Origin of the sequence: Caldicoprobacter guelmensis (genome assembly GCF_016908415.1) — a bacterium.
GTDB lineage: Bacteria > Bacillota > Clostridia > Caldicoprobacterales > Caldicoprobacteraceae > Caldicoprobacter > Caldicoprobacter guelmensis.
The window spans coordinates 38,052-59,393 of the sequence record NZ_JAFBDW010000001.1 but is presented as its reverse complement, the minus strand read 5'-3'; the positions used below and the strand labels follow the sequence as shown (position 1 = coordinate 59,393).

Annotated in this window: 22 protein-coding genes; all 22 read right to left on the bottom strand. The window is 48.2% G+C overall.

Features of this window, described 5'->3' with window-relative positions; all coding sequences use genetic code 11:
• Nucleotides 1–117 precede the first annotated feature (117 nt).
• The 22 genes from trmD to hflX all read right to left on the bottom strand — a co-directional run bounded on the left by trmD (nucleotide 118) and on the right by hflX (nucleotide 21,307).
• Entirely contained in the window at nucleotides 118–876 is a 759-nt protein-coding gene (trmD, locus tag JOD02_RS00310) for a tRNA (guanosine(37)-N1)-methyltransferase TrmD (RefSeq protein ID WP_204485900.1), read from the bottom strand.
• Complete coding sequence (gene rimM, locus JOD02_RS00305; protein ID WP_207754186.1) at nucleotides 866–1,390, bottom strand: ribosome maturation factor RimM; 525 nt, start codon at nucleotides 1,388–1,390, stop codon at nucleotides 866–868. Before rimM ends, trmD begins: the two co-directional genes overlap by 11 nt.
• A 33-nt stretch (nucleotides 1,391–1,423) precedes the next feature.
• On the bottom strand, nucleotides 1,424–1,651 hold the full coding sequence (locus JOD02_RS00300; protein ID WP_025746448.1) for a KH domain-containing protein: 228 nt from the start codon (nucleotides 1,649–1,651) through the stop codon (nucleotides 1,424–1,426).
• Between the two features lie 74 nt (nucleotides 1,652–1,725).
• The gene (gene rpsP / locus JOD02_RS00295) at nucleotides 1,726–1,968 is read right to left on the bottom strand and encodes a 30S ribosomal protein S16 (protein ID WP_204485898.1); all 243 of its coding nucleotides are present in this window, start codon (nucleotides 1,966–1,968) and stop codon (nucleotides 1,726–1,728) included.
• A gap of 124 nt (nucleotides 1,969–2,092) precedes the next feature.
• Complete coding sequence (ffh, locus tag JOD02_RS00290; RefSeq protein WP_204485896.1) at nucleotides 2,093–3,430, bottom strand: signal recognition particle protein; 1,338 nt, start codon at nucleotides 3,428–3,430, stop codon at nucleotides 2,093–2,095.
• Nucleotides 3,420–3,818 (bottom strand): YlxM family DNA-binding protein, encoded by a 399-nt coding sequence (ylxM, locus tag JOD02_RS00285; RefSeq protein ID WP_204485894.1) that lies wholly within the window; start codon nucleotides 3,816–3,818, stop codon nucleotides 3,420–3,422. The genes ffh and ylxM overlap by 11 nt, the downstream gene beginning before the upstream one ends.
• Nucleotides 3,819–3,963: 145 nt before the next feature.
• On the bottom strand, nucleotides 3,964–4,881 hold the full coding sequence (gene ftsY / locus JOD02_RS00280; RefSeq protein ID WP_204485893.1) for a signal recognition particle-docking protein FtsY: 918 nt from the start codon (nucleotides 4,879–4,881) through the stop codon (nucleotides 3,964–3,966).
• Nucleotides 4,882–4,921: 40 nt separating this feature from the next.
• The gene (gene smc / locus JOD02_RS00275; protein ID WP_204485891.1) at nucleotides 4,922–8,491 is read right to left on the bottom strand and encodes a chromosome segregation protein SMC; all 3,570 of its coding nucleotides are present in this window, start codon (nucleotides 8,489–8,491) and stop codon (nucleotides 4,922–4,924) included.
• Nucleotides 8,492–8,505: 14 nt separating this feature from the next.
• Nucleotides 8,506–9,210 carry a ribonuclease III gene (gene rnc / locus JOD02_RS00270; protein WP_204485889.1) on the bottom strand — a complete coding sequence of 235 codons (705 nt, stop codon included), beginning with the start codon at nucleotides 9,208–9,210 and terminating at the stop codon, nucleotides 8,506–8,508.
• Nucleotides 9,211–9,354: 144 nt separating this feature from the next.
• The gene (gene fabF / locus JOD02_RS00265; RefSeq protein WP_204485888.1) at nucleotides 9,355–10,593 is read right to left on the bottom strand and encodes a beta-ketoacyl-ACP synthase II; all 1,239 of its coding nucleotides are present in this window, start codon (nucleotides 10,591–10,593) and stop codon (nucleotides 9,355–9,357) included.
• Between the two features lie 474 nt (nucleotides 10,594–11,067).
• A complete protein-coding gene (gene acpP / locus JOD02_RS00260) occupies nucleotides 11,068–11,301 on the bottom strand; it encodes an acyl carrier protein (protein WP_204485886.1) in 234 nt (77 codons plus the stop codon).
• 160 nt (nucleotides 11,302–11,461) lie between these two features.
• Nucleotides 11,462–12,205: a 3-oxoacyl-[acyl-carrier-protein] reductase gene (gene fabG / locus JOD02_RS00255; protein ID WP_204486584.1), complete on the bottom strand. Its 744-nt coding sequence runs from the start codon at nucleotides 12,203–12,205 to the stop codon at nucleotides 11,462–11,464.
• The gene (fabD, locus tag JOD02_RS00250) at nucleotides 12,205–13,149 is read right to left on the bottom strand and encodes an ACP S-malonyltransferase (RefSeq protein WP_204485884.1); all 945 of its coding nucleotides are present in this window, start codon (nucleotides 13,147–13,149) and stop codon (nucleotides 12,205–12,207) included. Before fabD ends, fabG begins: the two co-directional genes overlap by 1 nt.
• A 261-nt stretch (nucleotides 13,150–13,410) precedes the next feature.
• The gene (locus JOD02_RS00245; RefSeq protein WP_204485882.1) at nucleotides 13,411–14,406 is read right to left on the bottom strand and encodes a beta-ketoacyl-ACP synthase III; all 996 of its coding nucleotides are present in this window, start codon (nucleotides 14,404–14,406) and stop codon (nucleotides 13,411–13,413) included.
• Complete coding sequence (gene plsX, locus JOD02_RS00240) at nucleotides 14,406–15,410, bottom strand: phosphate acyltransferase PlsX (protein ID WP_204485880.1); 1,005 nt, start codon at nucleotides 15,408–15,410, stop codon at nucleotides 14,406–14,408. Before plsX ends, JOD02_RS00245 begins: the two co-directional genes overlap by 1 nt.
• 23 nt (nucleotides 15,411–15,433) lie before the next feature.
• Complete coding sequence (fapR, locus tag JOD02_RS00235) at nucleotides 15,434–16,003, bottom strand: transcription factor FapR (RefSeq protein ID WP_204485878.1); 570 nt, start codon at nucleotides 16,001–16,003, stop codon at nucleotides 15,434–15,436.
• Between the two features lie 188 nt (nucleotides 16,004–16,191).
• Entirely contained in the window at nucleotides 16,192–17,976 is a 1,785-nt protein-coding gene (pepF, locus tag JOD02_RS00230) for an oligoendopeptidase F (protein ID WP_394355725.1), read from the bottom strand.
• A 196-nt stretch (nucleotides 17,977–18,172) separates the two neighbouring features.
• Entirely contained in the window at nucleotides 18,173–18,346 is a 174-nt protein-coding gene (gene rpmF, locus JOD02_RS00225; RefSeq protein WP_204485877.1) for a 50S ribosomal protein L32, read from the bottom strand.
• A 2-nt stretch (nucleotides 18,347–18,348) separates the two neighbouring features.
• Nucleotides 18,349–18,882, bottom strand: a complete 534-nt coding sequence (locus tag JOD02_RS00220; RefSeq protein WP_204485875.1) for a YceD family protein — start codon at nucleotides 18,880–18,882, stop codon at nucleotides 18,349–18,351.
• Between the two features lie 226 nt (nucleotides 18,883–19,108).
• Nucleotides 19,109–19,561 carry a carboxypeptidase-like regulatory domain-containing protein gene (locus JOD02_RS00215; RefSeq protein WP_204485873.1) on the bottom strand — a complete coding sequence of 151 codons (453 nt, stop codon included), beginning with the start codon at nucleotides 19,559–19,561 and terminating at the stop codon, nucleotides 19,109–19,111.
• A 75-nt stretch (nucleotides 19,562–19,636) separates the two neighbouring features.
• The gene (locus JOD02_RS00210) at nucleotides 19,637–19,984 is read right to left on the bottom strand and encodes a hypothetical protein (RefSeq protein WP_204485872.1); all 348 of its coding nucleotides are present in this window, start codon (nucleotides 19,982–19,984) and stop codon (nucleotides 19,637–19,639) included.
• 246 nt (nucleotides 19,985–20,230) lie between these two features.
• Entirely contained in the window at nucleotides 20,231–21,307 is a 1,077-nt protein-coding gene (gene hflX / locus JOD02_RS00205) for a GTPase HflX (RefSeq protein ID WP_341534497.1), read from the bottom strand.
• Between the last annotated feature and the right edge of the window lie 35 nt (nucleotides 21,308–21,342).

The following is a 21,342-nucleotide window of genomic DNA, read 5'->3' as shown; positions in this document are numbered from 1 at the left end:
ATTCACAAGCCTGCCAAACCGTGGATCACTTATATCTCCCACGTAACAGGACGTGGGTACACTGGTTATTTTTCCACAACGTCCATTATATAGCACACAGGCTTTAATTAGCAATACTCATTTCGTATGCTGGGAGCGTCCCATCTCCTCTTTTATCTCTTCAAGAAGCTCCAGCTCGTACGACGACAATTCAGCTTTTTCCAAAAGGTCAGGCCTTTTCTTTAGCGTGTTTCTAAGGCTTTCCTTCAGCCGCCAACGGCGTATTTCCTGGTGGTTACCCGACAGCAGAACATCCGGCACAGTGTAGCCTTCATACTCGTAAGGCCTGGTATACTGTGGGTATTCCAGCAGACCCCTGGAAAAAGATTCGTCCTGGGTAGATTCCGGGTTGCCAAGTACGCCGGGTATCAATCGCGCCACGCAGTCGATGAGCACCATGGCAGGGAGTTCCCCGCCGGTAAGGACGTAATCCCCTATGGAGATTTCCATGTCTACAAACTTATCAATGACCCTTTGGTCTATTCCTTCATAATGACCACATATGACCACCAGGCGATGCTCTCTTGACAGCTGCTTTGCCAGGTCCTGATTGAGTACCTTTCCCTGTGGGGACATCAGTATTACCTTGGGCTTGCTGTCCTGACAAGTTCCCAACACATGATACAGAGCATCAAACAAAGGCTGAGGAGCAAGTATCATCCCCTGACCCCCACCATATGGGTAATCGTCCACCTGCCTGTGTTTGTTTTTTGCAAAGTCCCTTATGTTGTATAAATTTACCTCAAGCAGGCCTTTTGCGATAGCCCTCCCTATAATGCTGCTGGACAGCATGGGAGCAAACATCTCAGGAAAAAGGGTGAGGACATCAATCTTCATCCGGCAACAGCCCTTCCAGCTCCTCATCGTTTACCACTATCTTACCGTTTTCAACATCCACATCCACCACAACCCTCTTCAGTGCAGGTATCAACACCTCTTCTCTGTCCCTCACCACGTAAACATCGTTGCTGCCGGTATGCAACACGCTGGTGACATATCCCAGAAAGCGCCCAGCACAGGTCTCCACGCGGCAGCCTATAATGTCAGCGATATAATAAGTATCCTCCGGCAAAGGCCGTGCCTGTTCCCTGGAAATCCACAGGTACTCACCGCGAAGGGTTTCGGCCTGGTTTCTGTCCTCAAACCCTTCAAGTTTGAGTATCACAAAATTCTTTATATACTTCCTACCCTGGACTTTGACAGGTATATACCTGTTTCCCCGTTTTAAAAACACCTCATCAAGGTCCTCAAACCTGTACATATCATCGGTGAGCGGCTCCACCTTTACCTCGCCTTTGATGCCCTGAGGTTTTGTCACATACCCCACCGAAAGGTACTTGCGCACAGGCATTACTTAGAAACCTCCTGACTACGCTTTAAGCCATCATATAATCTCAACTATGACTTTCTTTCCTTCTTTCACAGCCGCCGCTTTCACAATGGTGCGAATAGCTTTGGCAATGCGCCCCTGTTTACCAATCACCTTGCCCATATCCTCGGGGGCAACCTTGAGCTCAATGATTATCGACTGCTCGCCGCGCACCTCGTTTACGCTCACCTGATCAGGATTATCTACAAGAGATTGGGCAATGAACTTTACCAGCTCTCCCATCTTGCAAGCACCTCCATAGCATTATGTTGTTGTGTCCAATAAATTAGTAACCCAGCCTGTTTAAGTACCTTATATTATAGCACTCCACACTTTTTCAGAAGAGCCCTCACCGTGTCGGTGGGCTGAGCACCCTTTTTCAACCAGGCTTGCGCTTTTTCCACATCGATCTTGACCTCTGCCGGGTCGCTGAGCGGGTTATAATACCCGATCTCTTCTATAAATCTACCATCGCGCGGAGACCTCGAATCGGCTACCACCACTCTATAATGGGGCGTTTTCTTGGCACCCATTCTCTTGAGCCTTATCTTTACGGCCACAGTCTCACCTCCGTTCCTTGCGGCTTTTTTTATATATTGCTACCGGCAACCTGCCCACATCACAGGTAGCCAGTTGCTTGCCAAACACAATAAACCGGAAAGCCATTTGCTCTATAACTTGGTATCATAGAAACGGGAACCTGAACCTTCCTCGTTTCATAGCCTTCTCTATGTTTGACATCTGCTTCATCATCTGCCTGAATTGTTCAAAGGATTTAAGCAATCTATTGACATCCTGTATGGTGGTACCGCTGCCCATGGCGATACGCTTTTTGCGGCTGGCGTTGATGATGGACGGATTACGCCTCTCCTCACGGGTCATTGACTGGATTATGGCTTCAGCTTTAATAAGCTCCTTCTCGTTAAGCGCTCCCGCCGCCGACAGCTTTTGCACATCAACGCCCGGCAGCATACCTATGATATCGGTAAGAGACCCCATCTTTTTAATCTGTTGTAGCTGGTCCAGAAAGTCCTCCAAGGTGAACTGCTGCTCCCTGAGCTTCTTCTCCAGCTCCTGGGCCTTCTTCTCATCGATGGAAGCCTGAGCTTTTTCTATCAAGGTAAGTATATCGCCCATGCCCAGAATGCGCGATGCCATGCGATCAGGATGGAACGGCTCCAGGTCATCCAGCTTTTCACCGGTCCCAACAAACTTGATGGGCTTGCCCGTAACAGCCTTTATGGACAGTGCAGCACCCCCGCGGGTATCCCCATCCAGCTTTGTCAGTATAACTCCATCCAGGCCCAGCCTTTCATCAAAACTTTTGGCCACATTTACGGCATCCTGGCCCGTCATGGCATCCACCACTAAAAGTATCTCATGGGGCTTTACCTGGGATTTAATCCTAGAAAGCTCCTCCATCAGCTCCTCATTTATGTGAAGCCTTCCCGCGGTGTCTATTATCACAACATCCCGCTGTTCCTTTTTGGCAAACTCCACCGCTTCCCTGGCAATTTGAACGGGGTCGATCTGCCCGCGTTCAAATACCGGTACCCCCACTTTTTGGCCCACTACCTGTAGCTGTTTGATGGCTGCAGGTCGGTATATATCACAGGCTACCAACAGAGGATTTTTCCCCTGTTTTTTAAAATACCCCGCCAGCTTACCGGCCGTTGTGGTCTTCCCTGAACCTTGCAGCCCCACCATCATTATCACCGTAGGTGGATTGGGCGCCATGTTGACCTTGCTCTGCGTGCCGCCCATCAGAGCTGTCAGCTCTTCATTGACTATCTTTATGACCTGCTGGCCCGGAGTTAAGCTCTGCATGATCTCCTGGCCAACAGCCCTTTCGGTAATTCTCTTTATAAGGTCCTTTACCACGACGAAATTTACGTCGGCCTCCAAAAGCGCCAATCTCACATCGCGCATGGCCTCTTTAACGTCTTTTTCGCTGAGCTTACCCTTCCCCGTCAGCTTCTTCAAGGCCGCCTGCAATTTCCCCGTCAGCCCTTCAAACGCCATTTTCCAACCTCCCGATCCACGTATCGCCCAATTCTACCAGCCTTTGCTTTAAGTTCATCAGCCTCTGTTTTATCTCGCCAGGCGACTCTGCAAAGCTCTCGTCCGGCAGCTGGCATATGTACTCCAGCTCCCTTATAGCCTGACACATTTTATCCTCAAACGCCGTCCATCGCCTGTAATAGTTCAATTTCTTGTCCAGCGCGTACAGCGCCTGCTCTCCCCTTTTGATCAGGTCATGGACGCCCTGCCTGCTTATATTGTGCATCTCGGCAATCTCACCTAGAGAGAGGTCGTAGTTGTAATAGAGGTCAAGCACATCCCTCTGCCTGGGCGTCAAAAGCCCGCCGTAAATATCCAGCAACAAGGCCACCTTGGCTAACTTCTCCATACATCCACCCGCTGTAAAGTACTTGTGCTTTACAGCGAAATATTATACCCCACTTCCTCACATAAAACAAGTGCTTTTTTGTGAACCACCTACCGCTTATATTCTTTGTTAAAAATTCCATACAAACTTTTGCGTTATACCGGCCTTAAGCTTCCTCAAACAGAGCCTCTACAAAGGCTTGGGCATCAAATGGTTGCAGGTCATCCATCCCTTCGCCCACGCCTATAAATCTTATGGGAATGCCCATCTCAGACTTGATGGCTATTATGATACCGCCCTTCGCCGTCCCATCCAGCTTTGTAAGTATGATGCCCGTCACATTGACCTTTTCCTTAAACATCTTTGCCTGGGAAAGTGCATTTTGGCCGGTGGTGGCATCAAGCACCAGGAAAACCTCTTTGTGGGCTTCCGGATACTCCCGGTCAATTACCCTATTTATCTTTTCAAGCTCGTTCATGAGGTTCTTCTTGGTGTGCAGCCTCCCAGCGGTATCGCATATCACCAGGTCCATGCCCCTCGACTTTGCAGCCTGCACGGCATCGAACACCACTGCAGCAGCATCAGCCCCTTCGGTATGGCGCACAATCTGGCAGCCCACCCGGTTTGCCCACACCTCAAGCTGTTCTATGGCAGCGGCACGGAATGTGTCCCCTGCTGCCATGAGCACTCTCTTGCCCTGGGTTTGGAACATATAGGCCAGTTTGCCTATGGTAGTAGTCTTCCCCACTCCATTGACGCCAACTACCAGAAAAACTGCCGGAAACCTCAAATTGAACTCCTCATGCTCGCCCAGCAGCGCCACTATCTCTTCTTTTAATACGGCCCGTACCCTCTGCGCCTCTTTTATCCTTTCCGCCTTGACGCGCTCTCGAACCTTCTCCATCAGCTTAGCGGTGGTGCTAACTCCCACATCTGCAAGTATCAGCAGTTCCTCAAGCTCGTCAAACAGCTCATCATCCACCTCATTGTGGTATTTAAACAGCTGGTCCATCTTCTCGGTTATATTCTGCCGCGTCTTGCTCAAACCTTCCTTCAGCCTGCTAAAAAAGCCTCTTTTCTCCATTTGTGCCAACTCCCCTTCATTTGCCTTGTGTAGTAAACCATTAACTGGCTTTGTCAAGCCGTACAGAAACCAGCTTGGATACCCCTTTTTCCTCCATGGCTATGCCATAGAGGGCATCAGCCACCTCCATGGTAGGCCTCCTGTGAGTGATTATTATAAACTGGGTATGGCGTGAGAACTCCTTTATAAACCGCCCAAGGTTAGCCAGATTGGCCTCATCCAGAGCGGTGTCGATCTCGTCCAAAACGCAAAACGGCGTAGGCTTTCTCTTCAATATAGCAAAAAGCATGGCTATAGCCGTAAGGGCTTTTTCTCCACCTGAGAGCAAAGACAGGCTTTGCAGCTTTTTACCCGGTGGCTGAGCCACAATGTCTATGCCGCACCCCAGCACATCATCTTCGTTCTCCAGTACCAGCCTGGCCACCCCTCCTCCAAACAGTCGCGAAAATACCTGCTGAAATTCATGGTTGATCAATTCAAACTCCTGGCGAAATCTCTCTTCCATCACCCTGGTTACATCCTGAATGACGTTGCTCAGGTTGCGCTTTGCCTCCACCAAATCGCGCCTTTGCGACTCCAAAAACTCAAACCTCTCCTTTATACGCTTGTATTCATCTATGGCGCTCACATTAACCTGACCAAGCACCTGTATACTTTCCTTAATATTTTGAATTTCCTGGTTTATATTATTCAGCTTAAGGCCTTTATCCAAATAGGCAAGAGCACTGTTATAAGTTACCCCATATTCATTCCACATGTTATTTTGAAGGTTTTCCAGTTCCGCCTCTAGCCTGGACCTTTGCACCTCGAACCGGTGCTTTTTGTCTACTATCTCTTCAATAGTACCGGAAAGCCGTTTTATCTCGCTTTGTAGCTCTTCCAACCGCTTTAAAAGCCCTTCCCTTTCGCCTTCCATTCCCTTTAACACATCGCTTAGCTGCTCTGCCTCTTCTTTTAAGCTTTCAAGCGCCCCAGAATGCTGCTCAATTTCATCCAGGCAACGCCTTATCTGCTGCCGATTGTCTTCCATCAAATCCCGCTTTTTAGCAATACCTTCTTGTCTTTGGGTTATATCAGCCTCAAGCTGACTTATACGCTGCTTTAAATTTTCAGCGCTAAGCTCAAGGGTTGTTAGATCAAGCCGCAAATCGGCAATGCGCTTTTCCAGCTCTTCCTTGCTCTCACCAAGGCTCTTGAAGCTAGATTCAATAGCCTCAATGGCGCAACGAACGCCTGCGCTTTCCTTCTCCAGCTGCGAAATCTCTTTAAGCCCACCTTCAATAGAAGCCTCAACTCGCTTTAATTCGCTTTCCAGCCCCTTTTGCTCCTCCTCAAGCCTTCTGACCTCTTCTTCTAGCTTCAAGAGCTGGGCTGTTGCATGGTGCAGCCTTTCCTCCTGGGCCGCCTTGGCCAGCTCGAGGCTGTGTGCCTCTTTGTTGAGTTGGTCCAGCTGCCGCTCCAGCTGGGCATACCGCTGTTCGAGCGCCCTCAACCTATCCTGTTCATCGGCTATGCCACGCTCCTGTTGAAAGATAGCCTCCTTAAGCTCGGCTATTTCCCTTTTTCGGCTCAATATACCCGTGCTTTTAGCAGTACCGCTGCTTCCCCCCGTTATGGACCCACCGGGATGCAGCACATCGCCTTCAAGGGTCACTATCCTGAAGGAGTACGAATACTTTCTAGCCATGGCAATGGCCTGATTAAGCGTCCGGGCAACAACCACTCTACCCAACAGATACTCAATCACCTTAGAGTATTTGGGGTCAAATTTGACCAACTCGGAGGCTATGCCTATGCACCCGTCAAGTTCCAGAGCGTCCATTTCGTGCTCGTTGAGGGTCCTGGGCTGTATAGAGGTCAGCGGCAAGAAGGTGGCGCGGCCATAGCCATTTTCCCGCAAAAACTCTATTATGTACTGCGCATCCTCTTCGGTTTCAGTCACTATATGCTGAAGGCTACCGCCCAACGCCGTCTCAATTGCCAGTTCATACTCCTGTGGCACCTCTATAAGGTCGGCCACCACCCCACACAAACGCTCAGCCAAAGCCTGATCACGCTTGCAGACTTCAAAGACCTTACGCACGCTCTTGCTGAAACCTTCGTAAGCCTCATCCATATCCTTCAGCAGAGCAAATCTGGACCTCATGCCCTCAAGATTTTGCCTTTTTATTTGAAGAAGGTTGCGCCGCTCAGCCATCTCCACCTTCAGGTCATTTAATATTCTTTTTACCTCTTCTCTGCGCTGAAGCACGCCCTGGCTCTCTGATATTATGGAGCTTAGGCTTTCTCTCGTCCGCCTTTGGCTTTCCAGCAAGGCTTCTTTCTGCTCAAGCCTTGAACGTATAAGTCGCTCAGTATTGCTGTACTTCTCCTCTAGGTTTTCCTTCAACGTTCGATACCGGGTTATGCTGTTTTTGCATTCTGCCAGCCTGTCCAATACCTGTGCAGCAGCACCACGCCGTGCATCCAGCTCCCGCTGCTTTGAAAGTAGCTCCTCGTTGATGTGCGCAAGCTCTAAAGCAAGCCTTTCAATATGTCCCTTTTTCTCTTCAACGGCCCTTTCCAGATTTGCAAGCTGCTCAATGCAGGCATTCCTTTCAGAGACGCTGCGATTAACATACAACCCCTCTTCTTGTATCTCCTTTTCAAACCGCTCATTGTCCTTCTGATACTGGCTTATCCTTTGCTCCAGCAACTGGATGCGCCCTTTGACTTTTTCCATCTCCTGAGCAAGGGCATATCGCCGTTTCACCAGCTGTTCAGCCTCTTTTTGCTTCCCTTCCAGCTCCTGCTGCAGCCTCAACCTCTCTTTCTCAAGCCGTTCCACATGCTGTCGGTGAAATGATATGTCACCTTCCAGCAAATGTATTTCATCATCAATCTCCCTCAACCTTGACACATACCTGTCATACTGTTGAATGAATCTGTTGACCTCCAGCAGCTTCAGCCGTTCCCGTAGGTTTAAGTACTGCTGTGCCACCTTGCTTTGGGCTTCCAAAGGCTTCAGCTGCTGGCCAAGCTCAGCCAATATGTCCTCTATGCGGGTTATATTTTCCTCGGTCTTTTCAAGCTTTTTTTGTGCCTCCTCCTTGCGTAGCTTGTACTTCATTATGCCGGCAGCTTCCTCGAATATGCCGCGCCTTTCTTCGACATGCATGCTGAGCAGCTCTTCCACTCTGCCCTGGCCAATGATGGAATAGCCCTCTTTGCCTATGCCGGTATCCACAAACAGCTCTACTACATCTTTTAAACGGCACGGCGTGCGGTTTATGTAATACTCGCTTTCACCCGACCGAAAAACCCGCCGGGTGATCGACACCTCGGAGTACTCTGTAGGCAATGTGCCATCCGAATTGTCCAATACAAGGGTAACCTCTGCAAAGCCCAGAGGCTTTCTGGTCTGGGCCCCAGAAAATATCACATCTTCCATCTTGCCGCCGCGCAAGGACTTGGCGCTCTGTTCGCCCAGAACCCAGCGTATGGCATCGGCTATGTTGCTCTTGCCGCTGCCATTGGGCCCCACTATAGCGGTTATACCTTTGTCAAACTCTATGCACACCCTGTCAGCAAAGGACTTAAAGCCATATATTTCCAAACGTTTCAGATGCAAAACCTCACACCTCTTTATTTGCCCATATCTTCTAAAGCTTTCTGGGCAGCGTGCTGCTCGGCCTCCTTCTTACTCCTGCCCACGCCTTCCCCTAGCAGCTTGTCGCCGTGATACACCTGTGCGATGAATATCTTCTGGTGGTCAGGCCCTGAATCCCGTACAATTCTATATTCGATGGCTTTATCCGACTCCCTTTGCAAAACCTCCTGCAGGTCGGTCTTGTAATCTCTGATCCCCTTACCGGTTAATGCATCATCAATAAATCCTGCTAGGTTTTTCAGCACAAATTTCCTGGCCTGCTCCAGCCCACCGTCTAAAAAGATGGCAGCTATAACCGATTCAAAAGCGTCTGCCAGGATGGAATCCCTGTCTCGCCCACCCGTGCGCTCCTCTCCTTTACCGAGTAGCATCCGCTGCCCCAGGCCAATACGTCTAGCAGCTTTTGCCAGGCACGCTTCCGACACCACCAGCGCCTTTATCTTTGTCAAGCTGCCTTCAGTAAGCTCAGGAAAATTGGTATACAGATATTCGCTTATCACCAAACCCAAAACCGAGTCGCCTAAGAACTCCAGCCTCTCGTTGTGCTGTAAGCCCCCACCTCGCTCGTTGGCATACGAGCTGTGCGTCAACGCTACGTCAAGCAATTGTATATTATCAAACTCATATTCCAAGTTGCTCTCAAACTCTTTCAACTGGCATTCCCTGTCTCGGGGCAACATACCTTTCTCCTTTCGAAGACCATATGGAAAAACATAGTGAAGCCGGTCTACCTCTATGCTAGATTATATTGTCAACAAATAGTTTGTCAAGCAAAAAAAAATAGAGCCAGAGGGCTCTATTCTATGGGTGAATGGAAATCTATTTTATTCATGATATCTCTTCATCAGTATGCAGGCGTTATGCCCGCCAAAGCCAAACGAATTGGACATGGCATACTCAATCTCCCATGGCCTCCCCTGATTGGGCACATAATCTAAATCACAGTCGGGGTCGGGGGTAGTATAGTTGATGGTTGGCGGGACAAACTGGTGTACAATCGATTTTACCAGCGCCACAGCCTCCACTCCACCCGCCGCCCCCAGAAGATGGCCCGTCATGGATTTGGTGGAGCTTACCGCCAGTTTGTAAGCGTGCTGCCCAAACACATTCTTTATGGCCATGGTCTCAAACTTGTCGTTGTAAGGTGTGGAAGTACCATGAGCGTTTATATAGCTCACCTGTTCGGGCGATACCCCGGCACTCTCCAAAGTGAGTTTCATGGCCCTTGCTGCCCCTTCGCCCTCAGGCGCCGGAGCAGTTATATGGTATGCATCATCGGTGGAGCCATATCCCACCACCTCGGCCAAAATTCTAGCTCCTCTCTTCTGCGCGTGTTCCAGGCTCTCCAAAATCAGTATCCCCGCACCTTCGCCCATCACAAACCCGTCTCTGTCCTTGTCAAACGGGCGACAGGCAGCCTTTGGGTCGTCATTTCTGGTGGACAGCGCCTTCATGGAACAAAAGCCGGCCAGAGCAATCCTAGTAATGGGCGCTTCACTGCCCCCTGTGATCACCACATCAGCATGGCCATAGCGTATGGCATTAAAAGCCTCCCCAATGGCATGGGTTCCTGAGGCACAAGCGGTCACCACCGTACAGTTAACGCCCTTAGCCCCCACCATGATTGCCAGCTGCCCTGCTGCCATATTGGCGATCATCATGGGCACCAGGAACGGGCTTATCCTGCCGGGTCCCTTTTGCATCAGCACCTCGAACTGCTCCTCCAGCGTCTGAATGCCCCCAATGCCGGTACCCAGTATGATCCCAAAGCGCTCCTTGTCGATTTGATCCAAATTGAGCTGCGCATCCTGTATAGCCATAAAAGCCGCTGCCACCGCAAACTGCGTGAACCTGTCCATTCGCTTGGCCTCTTTCTTGTCCATGTAATTTTCGGGCTTAAAGTCCTTCACGGTAGCAGCGATCTGCGTAGGAAATTCGCTCACGTCAAATTCAGTGATCCTATCAACTCCGCTTTGACCATTACAAAGGGCAGTCCAGAAGTCGTCTACAGTATTGCCGATGGGGGAAATAACTCCCAAGCCGGTTACTACAACTCTTTTCACAAACACACCTCCTTGAAACTTACGACATTACTTCCACCTTTGAAGAAGGTGGGCTTCCCTCTCACCAAAGAAATCTTATGCTGACTAGAGATTACTCCCTAGCACCTATGCAAAGTCCGTCCTTTTTAAGAAACTTCAATCAAGGCTGATCGATTCTATAAGATAAACTGCACATCATCCTACCGGTGAACTGACCCCACCTACAGAAAGATGGCTTCCTGTTTCCCACAATATTACCTGCAAAGCAGGCCTTACATATTCTCTACCTGCTTGAATCAAGGTATTTCTCTCCCAGTTATCACCAATTCATCTCCCTGAAAGATGAGAGACTTCTTGGCAGTTTGATAAAAGTAGGTTTCCTGGGCTTAAACTCATGATTGCATAAAAGTTTAAATATATAAATTTATAAATGAGTCCGAAAAAGCCTTTAATATTAAATGTGGGTTCCCCATTTTGTGGGGAACCCGCTTTATATTACTCTTTTGAATGAGCCTTGATGTACTCCACCACATCCCCCACCGTGGAGATCTTTTCGGCATCCTCATCGGGAATTTCCATGTCAAACTCCTCTTCCAAAGCCATGATGAGCTCAACGATGTCCAGAGAATCCGCTCCCAGGTCATCGATGAATTTGGACTCCAAGGTGACCTCCTCAGCATCAACCCCCAGCTGCTCAACGATTATGTCCCTAACCTTTTCAAAAATCATCCTTTTCACCTCCCTTCAACGTTCAAACTCTGTGCTGCATTTGTTGCTCCACATATGCTACATTTGTTAGTCCAACCTGTGGTACTATTTAACTTTGTGCACTGTAAGCAGTCATATTACTATGACAAGTATATTATGATTGCTTTTAATACCAATCATATTACATTATCATTCCACCGTCAACATGTATTACCTGCCCCGTTATATACTGGCTTTTGTCGGACGCCAAAAAACCCACCACATAAGCCACGTCCATCGGATCCCCGTATCTTCCCAAAGGGATTTGCTTGAGCATCTCCTGCTTCACCGACTCGGGCAGTGCGGCTGTCATGTCTGTCTCTATAAACCCCGGGGCCACAACGTTCACCTGAATGTTGCGCGGTGCCAGCTCCCTGGCTATCGCCTTAGAAAAGCCGATGACCCCTGCTTTTGCCGCAGCATAATTGGCCTGACCTGCATTGCCGGCTACACCCACCACAGACGATATGTTTATTATCTTTCCCCTGCGCTTTTTAATCATGATTTTAGCCGCTGCTTTGGAGCAGTTGTACACCCCTTTCAGGTTGGTGTCCAGCACGGCATCCCAGTCCTCCTGCTTCATCCTGATGAGCAGCCCATCGCGGGTAATCCCCGCATTGTTGACCAGTATATCAAGGTCACCAAACTCCTCCAATACCCTCTCAAACATGGCCTCTACTTCCTGCGGATTTGATACATCGGCTTTAACCGCAATCGCCCTACCGCCTTTCTCTTGTATGGCCTCCACCACCTCAAGTGCTCGCTGCTCAGAGCTTGAGTAGTTGACGGCCACCTGTGCTCCCAGCTCCGCTAGATACAGGGCAATGGCACGGCCAATTCCCCGTGAGGCACCGGTCACAAGGGCTGTTTTCCCTTCCAGTTCCATCACATCAACCCCTCCAGATCTTTCAGTGTGGCTTCCAGGGACTTTAGGTCTTCCACATTGTATCCCTTGACCTCACCGGAAATCTTCTTCAAAAAGCCATTAAGCACTTTACCCGGTCCTACCTCGATAAATACCTCTATCCCCTGGCTTAGCATATACCTGACGCTGTCCTCCCACCTTACAGGGCTGCTTACCTGCTCAACCAGCAGCTTGCGTATGTGCGCCGCATCTCGCACCGGAAGTGCCTCTACGTTGGATATAACAGGAATCTCCGGGTCTTTGATGTTTATTTTATCAAGCTCTTTTTGTAGGGCCTTGCCAGCCGGCTTGAGCAGCGAACAGTGGAATGGCGCGCTCACCGCCAAGGGCACAGTTCTCTTGGCACCCATCTCTTTGGCTATGGCACAGGCTTTCTCCACAGCAGCGACATGACCCGATATAACGATTTGACCCGGGCAGTTGTAGTTTGCAGGCTCCACAACTCCCACATCCGAAGCCAGCCTGCAGCACTCCTCCACCTTTTCTCGCTCAAGGCCCAACACAGCAGCCATGGTACCCTGACCCAAGGGCACCGCCTGCTGCATGAACTGTCCCCTTTTCATGACCAGAGGAAGAGCATCTTCAAAGGTTATAGAGTTTGCCGCCACCAAAGCGCTATACTCGCCCAGGCTGAGCCCCGCCACCATCTCGGGATAAACGCCATGCTTTTGAAGCACCCTCATGGCAGTCACGCTCACAAGGAGGATGGCCGGCTGGGTATTCTCGGTCTTCTTCAGCTCATCCTCGGGCCCTTCAAAGCATAGGCTTTTGATGCTCTTGCTCAGTATCCCATCAGCCTTATCAAACAGTTCTCTTGCTTCAGCATAGTTATCATACAGCTCTTTCCCCATGCCCACATACTGCGCTCCCTGGCCGGGGAATATAAAGGCGATCTTGTTTCCCATAAAATACCTCCTTTGTTTTCTATTATCACGGCTATCGTCCCTGAAGGCTATCACCCTTGAAAATCCTTGACTGTACTTTTTACCGATTTTGGCCGCCCATATCATGATGAAGGGTCATAATGAAATGTCATGGTTAAAATGTCATGGTTAAGGAACATATAGATAGTATGAAGGAACACGCCTATCTCAGTAGTTACACCGCCCATCTCGTGACTCAAGCACCAAAGCGCAACACACAATAATAGAATGATCGGTAATCAGTTATATCGCCCATTTCATGGCGCAGGCACCCCATGTGAGGCCGCCGCCAAACCCTACCATGACTATGTTGTCACCCTTCTTAATGCGCCCCAGCCTCACCGCTTCATCCAGCGCCACGGGTATGGATGCTGCCGACATGTTGCCGTAACGGTCAAGGTTTATATATACCTTATCCTCAGGGAGCTCAAGCCTCTTCCTTGCCGCCTCTATGATCCTTATATTGGCCTGATGGGGGATCAAGAAATCCACCTGCTCTTTTGTAAGCCCGGCTCTTTGCACCGCCTCTTCAGCCATGGTAGCCATGATCCGCACGGCAAACTTGAAGACCTCGCTGCCCTCCATGTGTATGTAATGCATCTCTCTTTCCACGGTCTCAAAGGATGGCGGCCGCCTTGAGCCCCCGGCCTCCAGCATGAGTAGTTCAGCCCCGCTGCCATCAGCTCCCAGGATCTGCGATAAAAAGCCATACCCTTCCTCCACCCGGCTCACTATAACCGCCCCTGCTCCATCGCCAAAAAGGACGCAGGTGTTGCGGTCCTTCCAGTTGACAAACTTGCTCAAGCACTCGGCACCGATCACCATCACATTTCGGTAAAGGCCAGTGGCTATAAACTGATTGGCCACAACTATTCCATATAAAAATCCGGCACAGGCAGCCTCCAGGTCAAAAGCTGCAGCATTGACCGCACCTATATTCCTTTGAACAAGGCAGGCAGTGGATGGGAAATGCATGTCTGGCGTCACAGTCGCAACTATGATCATGTCAATGTCTTGCGCAGAAAGATGTGCATTCTCGAGTGCCCTCTGTGCCGCTATTGTAGCCAGGTCGGATGTGGCAGTGTTTTGATCAGCGATGCGCCTCTCCCGGATACCCGTCCTTGTGACAATCCATTCATCAGAGGTGTCAACCATCTTTTCAAGGTCATGGTTGGTTATGACCTTTTCCGGCACATAGCTTCCCGTGGCAATTATGCCACCGTGAAACAGATTCCCCATTATTTGCCCTCCTCAGCCGACTTTACGTAATCACTTATATTGTCCAGCACGCTGTTCTGTATAAACAGCATGGCCTGGCGCACGGCATTCTTAATCGCCCTCGCATCTGAGCTGCCATGGGCCTTTATGACCCCGCCTCTTATGCCAAGGAGCGGAGCCCCACCGTGTTCGGCATAATCCATCCTGTTTTTGATCCTCTTAAACGCGGGCTTGAGAAGCATAGCCCCTACCTTGGTGACAGCATTTTTCGTGAGCTCCTCCTTAATCATCTGAAAAAGGCCCAGTGCCACGCCTTCGGTAAGCTTTAATATGACGTTGCCCACAAACCCGTCGCACACCAGGACGTCCACCACGCCTTCCAGCATATCCCGTGGCTCGACGTTGCCCACAAAATTGATGGACTTCTCAGCTTTGAGAAGTTTATATGCCTCTTTGGTCAGCTCGTTGCCCTTGGTCTCCTCCTGCCCTATGTTGACCAGTCCTACCGTAGGGCTTTTATACCCCATAACCTTCTCCATATATATGGAACCCATCACGGCAAACTGTACCAGGTTTTGCGGCTTGCACTCGGCATTGGCTCCCGCATCTATGAGCAGGGTACCTCTTTTCAAATTGGGTATCATGGGGGCAAGGGCCGGGCGGTCAATCCCTTTTATCCTGCCTGCTATAAGGAGCCCACCGGCCATCAAAGCCCCGGTATTGCCGGCCGAGACAAACACGGCCTTGGGGTCCTGCTTGAGCAGCTCAAACCCCTTTACCATGGACGAATCCTTCTTCGACCTTATGGCAGCCACCGGTGAGTCATCGGCATGTATTACCTCCGAAGCATGGATCACTGTAAATTTGCCTTCCGGCGCATTCCTCTTTTTTAATTCATCCCATATGACGTCCTCTTTCCCAACCAGCGTAAGTGAGACATCATACTCCCGTGCTGCATCGATACACCCCTGTATAATCTCACCCGGAGCATTGTCTCCACCCATGGCATCCACGATTATGTTCATAACTTAAACCTCCCAATAGATTTCTATTGCTCATCCTCCATCGAAACCAGTATGAATTTTCCCCTGAAGGCTTCCTGATGGTTTACCTTTGTCTTTACCCACACGAAATACTTGTTTCCCCTGCGCCTTACCACTTCAGCTTTGGCCACCAGCTTGTCACCTAGGTAAACCGGGACCTTGTACTTTATGTTGGCCACGCCTATCAAGGCTACCTTAGCGTCGATGACCGCAATGGCCAAAGACTCGGCCTGGGCATAGATGTAATGTCCACGCACTATCTTGGTCTTTTGAAATACCATGTCCTCAGTGGGGGTTAATATAGAAATGCCGCTTTTGCCCAGCTCCAGCTCAATCAGCTCTCCCACGATTTCCTGACCGCCGATGGCGCGAATCTTATCGTAATTCCGCTCGGCAACGCTTTTGATCCTCTCACGCAGTTCGGGGATTCCCAGCTCAAGCCTGTCTAAGCGAATGGTCTGCACGCTGACGTGGAATATATCGCTGAGCTCCTCATCAGTTAAAAATGGATCCGCTTTAAGGCGCTCCAGCAGCGCCTTTTGCCTGGCCTTTTTGGGCAGAGTAAGTCGCGCCATCCATACATCACCTCAGGGTATATTCTATGCTCATCAGCTACTATTAATACCAGGTACTAAAAGTAGTATACAAAATTTTGGGGTAGAATGCAATAGCCACATAATTATTTATGAAAAATTCTCAAAAATATTGAAAGGGCAGCGAAATCTACTGCCCTTATATCCTTTGTTCTCTAAGTAGGACGACATCACCTTTCAAACTCATCAAGCAGCCTCTCAAATACATCCAGCGCATCGTCAATTGGCTTTGGAACCGTGAGGTCTACGCCTGCTTTTTTCAAGATATTGAGAGGATAATCCGAGCTGCCGCTCTTTAGGAACTCCTTGTACCTTTCAACCGCCGCCCTGCCCTCATTCATGACCATCTGCGAAATGGCTATGGCAGCCGAAAAACCGGTCGCGTATTTGTATACGTAGAAACTCCTGTAAAAATGAGGAATTCTTGCCCATTCGTAGCTTATACCCTCATCCACCACCATCTCGTCCCCGTAATACAGCCTATTCAGCTCATAGTATTTTTTGCTGAGGGTATCGGCCGTGAGCGCCTCACCTCTTTCGGCCATCTCGTGGATTATCTTTTCAAACTCGGCAAACATCACCTGTCTGAACACCGTGGTCCTGAATTCCTCAAGGAAGTGGTTCAAAAGGTACAGTTTCTCCTTCTCATCGCTGGTGTTCTTTAAAAGATAGTCAATCAATATGGCCTCATTGCAGGTTGAGGCAACCTCGGCCAGGATAATCCTGTAATCGGCATACACATAAGGCTGGGTCGAATTCGAATAGTATGTATGAAGGGCATGCCCCATCTCATGGGCAATGGTGAACACGTCATTGAGATTGCCCTGGAAGTTGAGGAGCACATAGGGGTGTACTCCGTATGCCCCCCACGAATAAGCCCCCGAGGTTTTCCCCCTGTTTTCGTAAACATCAATCCACCGTGAAGAAAAACCCTCTTTCAAGAGGCTAAGGTACTCATCTCCCAGCGGCTTTAAACCTTCAAGCACCAGGTCTACCGCTTCCTCGTAAGTAAACTTCCTGTCATACTCCTGTATGAGCGGAACATAAAGGTCATACATGTGCATTTCGTCCAGCCCTAAAAGCCGTTTCTTTATGCCGACATACCTGTGCAGCGCTCCCAGCCTCTTGTGCACCGTATCTATGAGGTTGTCATACACGCTGACATCTACGTTGTCGTCAAACAGCGACGCCTCTAGGGACGAATTATACTTCCTGATTCTGGCATAAAAAACGTCTTTTTTGACGCTGCCGGCCATGGTGGCGGCAAAGGTGTTTATGTATTTTTTGTAGGTATCGTACATGGCGCTAAAAGCTGCCTTTCTTACATCCCTGTTGGCACTCTGCATAAAGCTTATGAAGTTGCCGTGGGTGAGCTCCACCTCGTTGCCCCGCTCATCCCTAATAAAGGGGAATCTCAAATCGGCGTTGTTTAACATGGTGTATATATCCGAGATTGATTGGGCCATAATCTGGGTCTCAGCCAGTATCTTCTCTTCTTCAGGAGAAAGGACGTGGGGCTTGTATCTTAAAAGATTATCCAGGTATTGTCGGTAAACCTTGAGTCCTTCTAATTCCTCTATCATGGCCCTCAGTTTGGTCTCATCTATGGACAAAATCTCGGGGGCTATAAAGGATGTGGCACTGGAAGCTTCAATACTAAGCCGCATTGCCCTGTCGGTCAAAGCCTGATACCTGGGATTGGCGTTATCCTCATCCCTTCGCATACGGGCATACGCAAATATCTTTTCCAGCTTCATGCCTATCTGGTCGTTTAATTTAAGCACTTTAAGCAGATTCTCAGCGGTATTTATCCTACCTTTAAAACCTGCAATCTCCTCAAGCAGCTGCTTTGTGCTCTGATAATCCTGCTCCCACAGCTCTTCGCTCTCGTATATGTCCTCCAGCCTCCATTTATACTTCTCATCGATCTCACTTCGATTTTTTAAAGTTCCCACCTGTATCCCTCCATATCACGGTGTTTTAAACATCTGAGGATATTATAGCATAAAATGTTTGTGATTCACCAAAAAACAGTAATCCACATGCAACAGCTACTCAACAGAAATATTTGTGTCAAATAACAGGAGCCGTCCAGGGGAATTTTCAGCGCCAAAAACAGAAGAACTGCCCTTCTCTCCGGGCAGATCCTTCTTACACCTCGATCACCTGTCTACGCTTGTAATAGCCACAATGCCTGCACGCCCTGTGCGAGAGCTTGGCCTCTCCACACTGCGGACACGTCACAATGCTGGGTAACTTAACCTTCCAGTTAGCTCTCCTTTTATCCCTTCTTGCCCTCGAGGTCTTTCTCTTAGGTACAGCCATCCTTACACCTCCTCACCATTTGCAAATAATGCTTTCCTCAGAGCCAGAAGGCGCAAATCCACATTGCCTTCTTCCTGATGCTCTACCTGCTCATCACAGTTACACTGCTCCACATTCAAATCACGCCCACAATATGGACACAGTCCTTTACATTCCTCGTTGCATCGCCTGCGCATCGGTAGCTCAAGCAGCAAAAATTCCAAGATTATATCCTTCAAATCCACTGTCTCGTCTTCATAAATAAAAATATCAGGGTCGTCTGGGTCGCTCACCTTGCTCAGCCTGGCAGTAAAGCTAAACTTCAACTCTTTATCATAGTACTTGGTGCACCTGCCACACTGCAGTGATAATTTAGCCACCGCATCAGCATCAACCACCAACAGTTTCCCCGTATTTGTGATATGGCCCGACACATCAACCGGCCCTAGAAAGCCTATCCTCTCTCCCTGATACATGATATCTTCCAGCAGCTGGCTTCCTCTAAACTCCTTTGAAGAGCCCTTTTCCTTCAAGATGTCCGACACATCAATAATCAATTTTATCACCCCATCCACAATCGTTTTTTATTATATAGACACCCTATATCTTTTGTCAAGTGTTCAATTTGTCGATTTTGTCGGGGTTTACCAGTATTACAAGCCCTGTAACGCCTTTGATGCAAAATATTAATGTTTGGCTTTTCTTTGCCTCCTCTTTATCCCTAATCGCGATATTCAAAACATAACCAGCACAAATAACAGCACCACACAGCTAAGTATAATATCACTTTAGTAATACTGATACATGTATTATTTGGCCGGGAAGTAGTTTAATAAAATGTGAATAATATTTTAAATCGCCATATTCAGCAGATAATGTGTAGTAACCAGGCGGTAAATCTTCGATAATAAAATTTCCATTACTATCAGAATTAGCCTCATATACTGGCATTAAGCTCTCATGACCAAAAAACAAACGTATCTTCACATTGGGAACAACTTTCTTGCTCTCTTCAATGTAAGTAACGCCGGTTAGCTTGGCAGCAAGACTGCCATTAGCACTACTTACGTAAATGTAAATATTTTGTGCATTTGTCTGCTTTGGATTCACATCAACCCTCTGCTCTTGATCCAGGTCCTGACAATTATACTGAACGCTTTTACTCTCTAATGTATCCCCTCTTTTTATTTCTCCCGTATCAGTTTTTCCCTCGAATATCCTTTCTTGCAGCTCCATAACAAATCCCCCCTAATATTTTTCCCATTCAGTTAATATGTATAAGGTGGGGAAGGTTCCCCACCGTAATTTCCATTAACCAAAGTATTTCCCTTTTTTGTCGGGTTCAACTTTTGATTCACTTTCAGACTTCGATTCGCTTTCAGACTTGGCTTTATTCTTGCTCTTTGCCTCGGCTTCAGCTTCGCTTTCAGATTCCACATCAGCTTCAGTCTCACTCTCAGCTTTCTGCGCCTGATACTGCTTCTGCGTCAAGATGTTGTAGTTGATTTGTTTGTTGTACTGCTTCTGGTTGTTATGCTCTTCCTCTTCCATTTCAACGTCTTGTTCTCCTTCAATCTCGGATTTTATAGCAGCCTTTAATTCAGCTTCAAGCTCGGCTTTCAATTGGGCTTTCAATTCATTAAAGTCGATATCCAGCATAAAGAACATTACCTCCTTGTTATCTAATTTTTTTGTTTACTAGCAAAATATTGATTTTTTGCCTTTTTACACCAAAAATCTACCAAACAAATTACGTTTATTGGCTTCTTAATATTTACTGGCAAACCACAGCAATATTTATTTGTTCTAATATATACTATGGGATATATCACTAAAAGGTGATAAATCAAAAAAATTTTTTAATGCAACAATATAGCGGTTTGTCTGCTTGACAAACCGCCAATCTCATTCAGACAACTCTTTTTCTATAGCCAGCTTCAAATTCTCTAACCCAACTCCATTTTTTGCCGAGATGAAAATGGCCTGCTTACGCTTTATATCAATCGAATTTACATCAATGAGGTCAATCTTGTTAAATACCTCTAACCTAGGTATAGATATAGCATCCAATTCAGATAATACTTTTTCAACCAGCTGTATCTTTTCATCAATATCCGGCGAGGTAATGTCGATCACATGGAGCAATAGGTCTGAATACCTAACTTCCTCTAAAGTAGATTTAAAGCCTTCAATCAAGTCATGTGGCAGTCGTCTTATAAAACCTACTGTATCAACAAGTATTACCTGCCTACCTGAAGGTAGAATTAGCTTGCGAGCCGATGTGTCAAGGGTGGCAAACAGCTTATCCTCAACGTAGCTTTCTGCTTTAGTAAGAACATTGAATAATGTGGATTTACCGGCATTGGTATAGCCTACTATAGACACCACGGGGACCCTGTTTTTTGCCCGCCTCTGGCGGTAAAGGTTTCTATGCCGTTCTATACTGGCCAGCTTTTTTTCTATGGCCTTTATCCTGTTTTGTATATGCCTTCTATCGGTTTCGAGCTTGGTCTCACCAGGCCCTCTTGTACCTATACCCCCACCCAATCTTGAGAGCTGCCCTCCCAAGCCTACAAGGCGTGGCAACCTGTATTTCAGTTGAGCCAGCTCCACCTGCAGCTTGCTCTCTTTTGTTCTAGCTCGCCTGGCAAAGATATCGAGGATGAGGCAAGTACGATCAACTATCTTTACCCCCAAAATGTCCTCCATGTTTTTAATTTGAGACCCACTTAGCTCGTCGTTTACTATAACAACGTCAATTTGGTTGGCTTCGATAAACGCCTTCAATTCCTCCAGCTTGCCTTTGCCGATATAATGGGCGCTGTCAACGCCCTTTCGCCTTTGCGTGACCATGCCCACCACGTGAGCACCGGCTGTCTCTGCCAACTCTTTAAGCTCTTCCATGCTCTCTTCATCTTTGGCAGACTCAATTAACCCTACTAAAACCGCCCTTTCAGCTGTTTGTTGCTCTATCGTTCTCACCAATGCACCACCTTTTAGAAGAATATTCAAAATCA

Bases quoted from the DNA above. Each gene is read 5' to 3' on its own strand.
- trmD (WP_204485900.1), bottom strand. From the start codon at position 876: ATGAAGATTGATGTCCTCACCCTTTTTCCTGAGATGTTTGCTCCCATG.
- rimM (WP_207754186.1), bottom strand. From the start codon at position 1,390: ATGCCTGTGCGCAAGTACCTTTCGGTGGGGTATGTGACAAAACCTCAG.
- JOD02_RS00300 (WP_025746448.1), bottom strand. From the start codon at position 1,651: ATGGGAGAGCTGGTAAAGTTCATTGCCCAATCTCTTGTAGATAATCCT.
- ffh (WP_204485896.1), bottom strand. From the start codon at position 3,430: ATGGCGTTTGAAGGGCTGACGGGGAAATTGCAGGCGGCCTTGAAGAAG.
- ylxM (WP_204485894.1), bottom strand. From the start codon at position 3,818: ATGGAGAAGTTAGCCAAGGTGGCCTTGTTGCTGGATATTTACGGCGGG.
- ftsY (WP_204485893.1), bottom strand. From the start codon at position 4,881: ATGGAGAAAAGAGGCTTTTTTAGCAGGCTGAAGGAAGGTTTGAGCAAG.
- rnc (WP_204485889.1), bottom strand. From the start codon at position 9,210: ATGTTGCCCCGAGACAGGGAATGCCAGTTGAAAGAGTTTGAGAGCAAC.
- acpP (WP_204485886.1), bottom strand. From the start codon at position 11,301: ATGATTTTTGAAAAGGTTAGGGACATAATCGTTGAGCAGCTGGGGGTT.
- fabG (WP_204486584.1), bottom strand. From the start codon at position 12,205: ATGGAACTGGAAGGGAAAACAGCCCTTGTGACCGGTGCCTCACGGGGA.
- fabD (WP_204485884.1), bottom strand. From the start codon at position 13,149: ATGGGAAACAAGATCGCCTTTATATTCCCCGGCCAGGGAGCGCAGTAT.
- JOD02_RS00245 (WP_204485882.1), bottom strand. From the start codon at position 14,406: ATGGGGAATCTGTTTCACGGTGGCATAATTGCCACGGGAAGCTATGTG.
- plsX (WP_204485880.1), bottom strand. From the start codon at position 15,410: ATGAACATAATCGTGGATGCCATGGGTGGAGACAATGCTCCGGGTGAG.
- fapR (WP_204485878.1), bottom strand. From the start codon at position 16,003: ATGGCGCGACTTACTCTGCCCAAAAAGGCCAGGCAAAAGGCGCTGCTG.
- rpmF (WP_204485877.1), bottom strand. From the start codon at position 18,346: ATGGCTGTACCTAAGAGAAAGACCTCGAGGGCAAGAAGGGATAAAAGG.
- JOD02_RS00215 (WP_204485873.1), bottom strand. From the start codon at position 19,561: ATGGAGCTGCAAGAAAGGATATTCGAGGGAAAAACTGATACGGGAGAA.
- JOD02_RS00210 (WP_204485872.1), bottom strand. From the start codon at position 19,984: ATGCTGGATATCGACTTTAATGAATTGAAAGCCCAATTGAAAGCCGAG.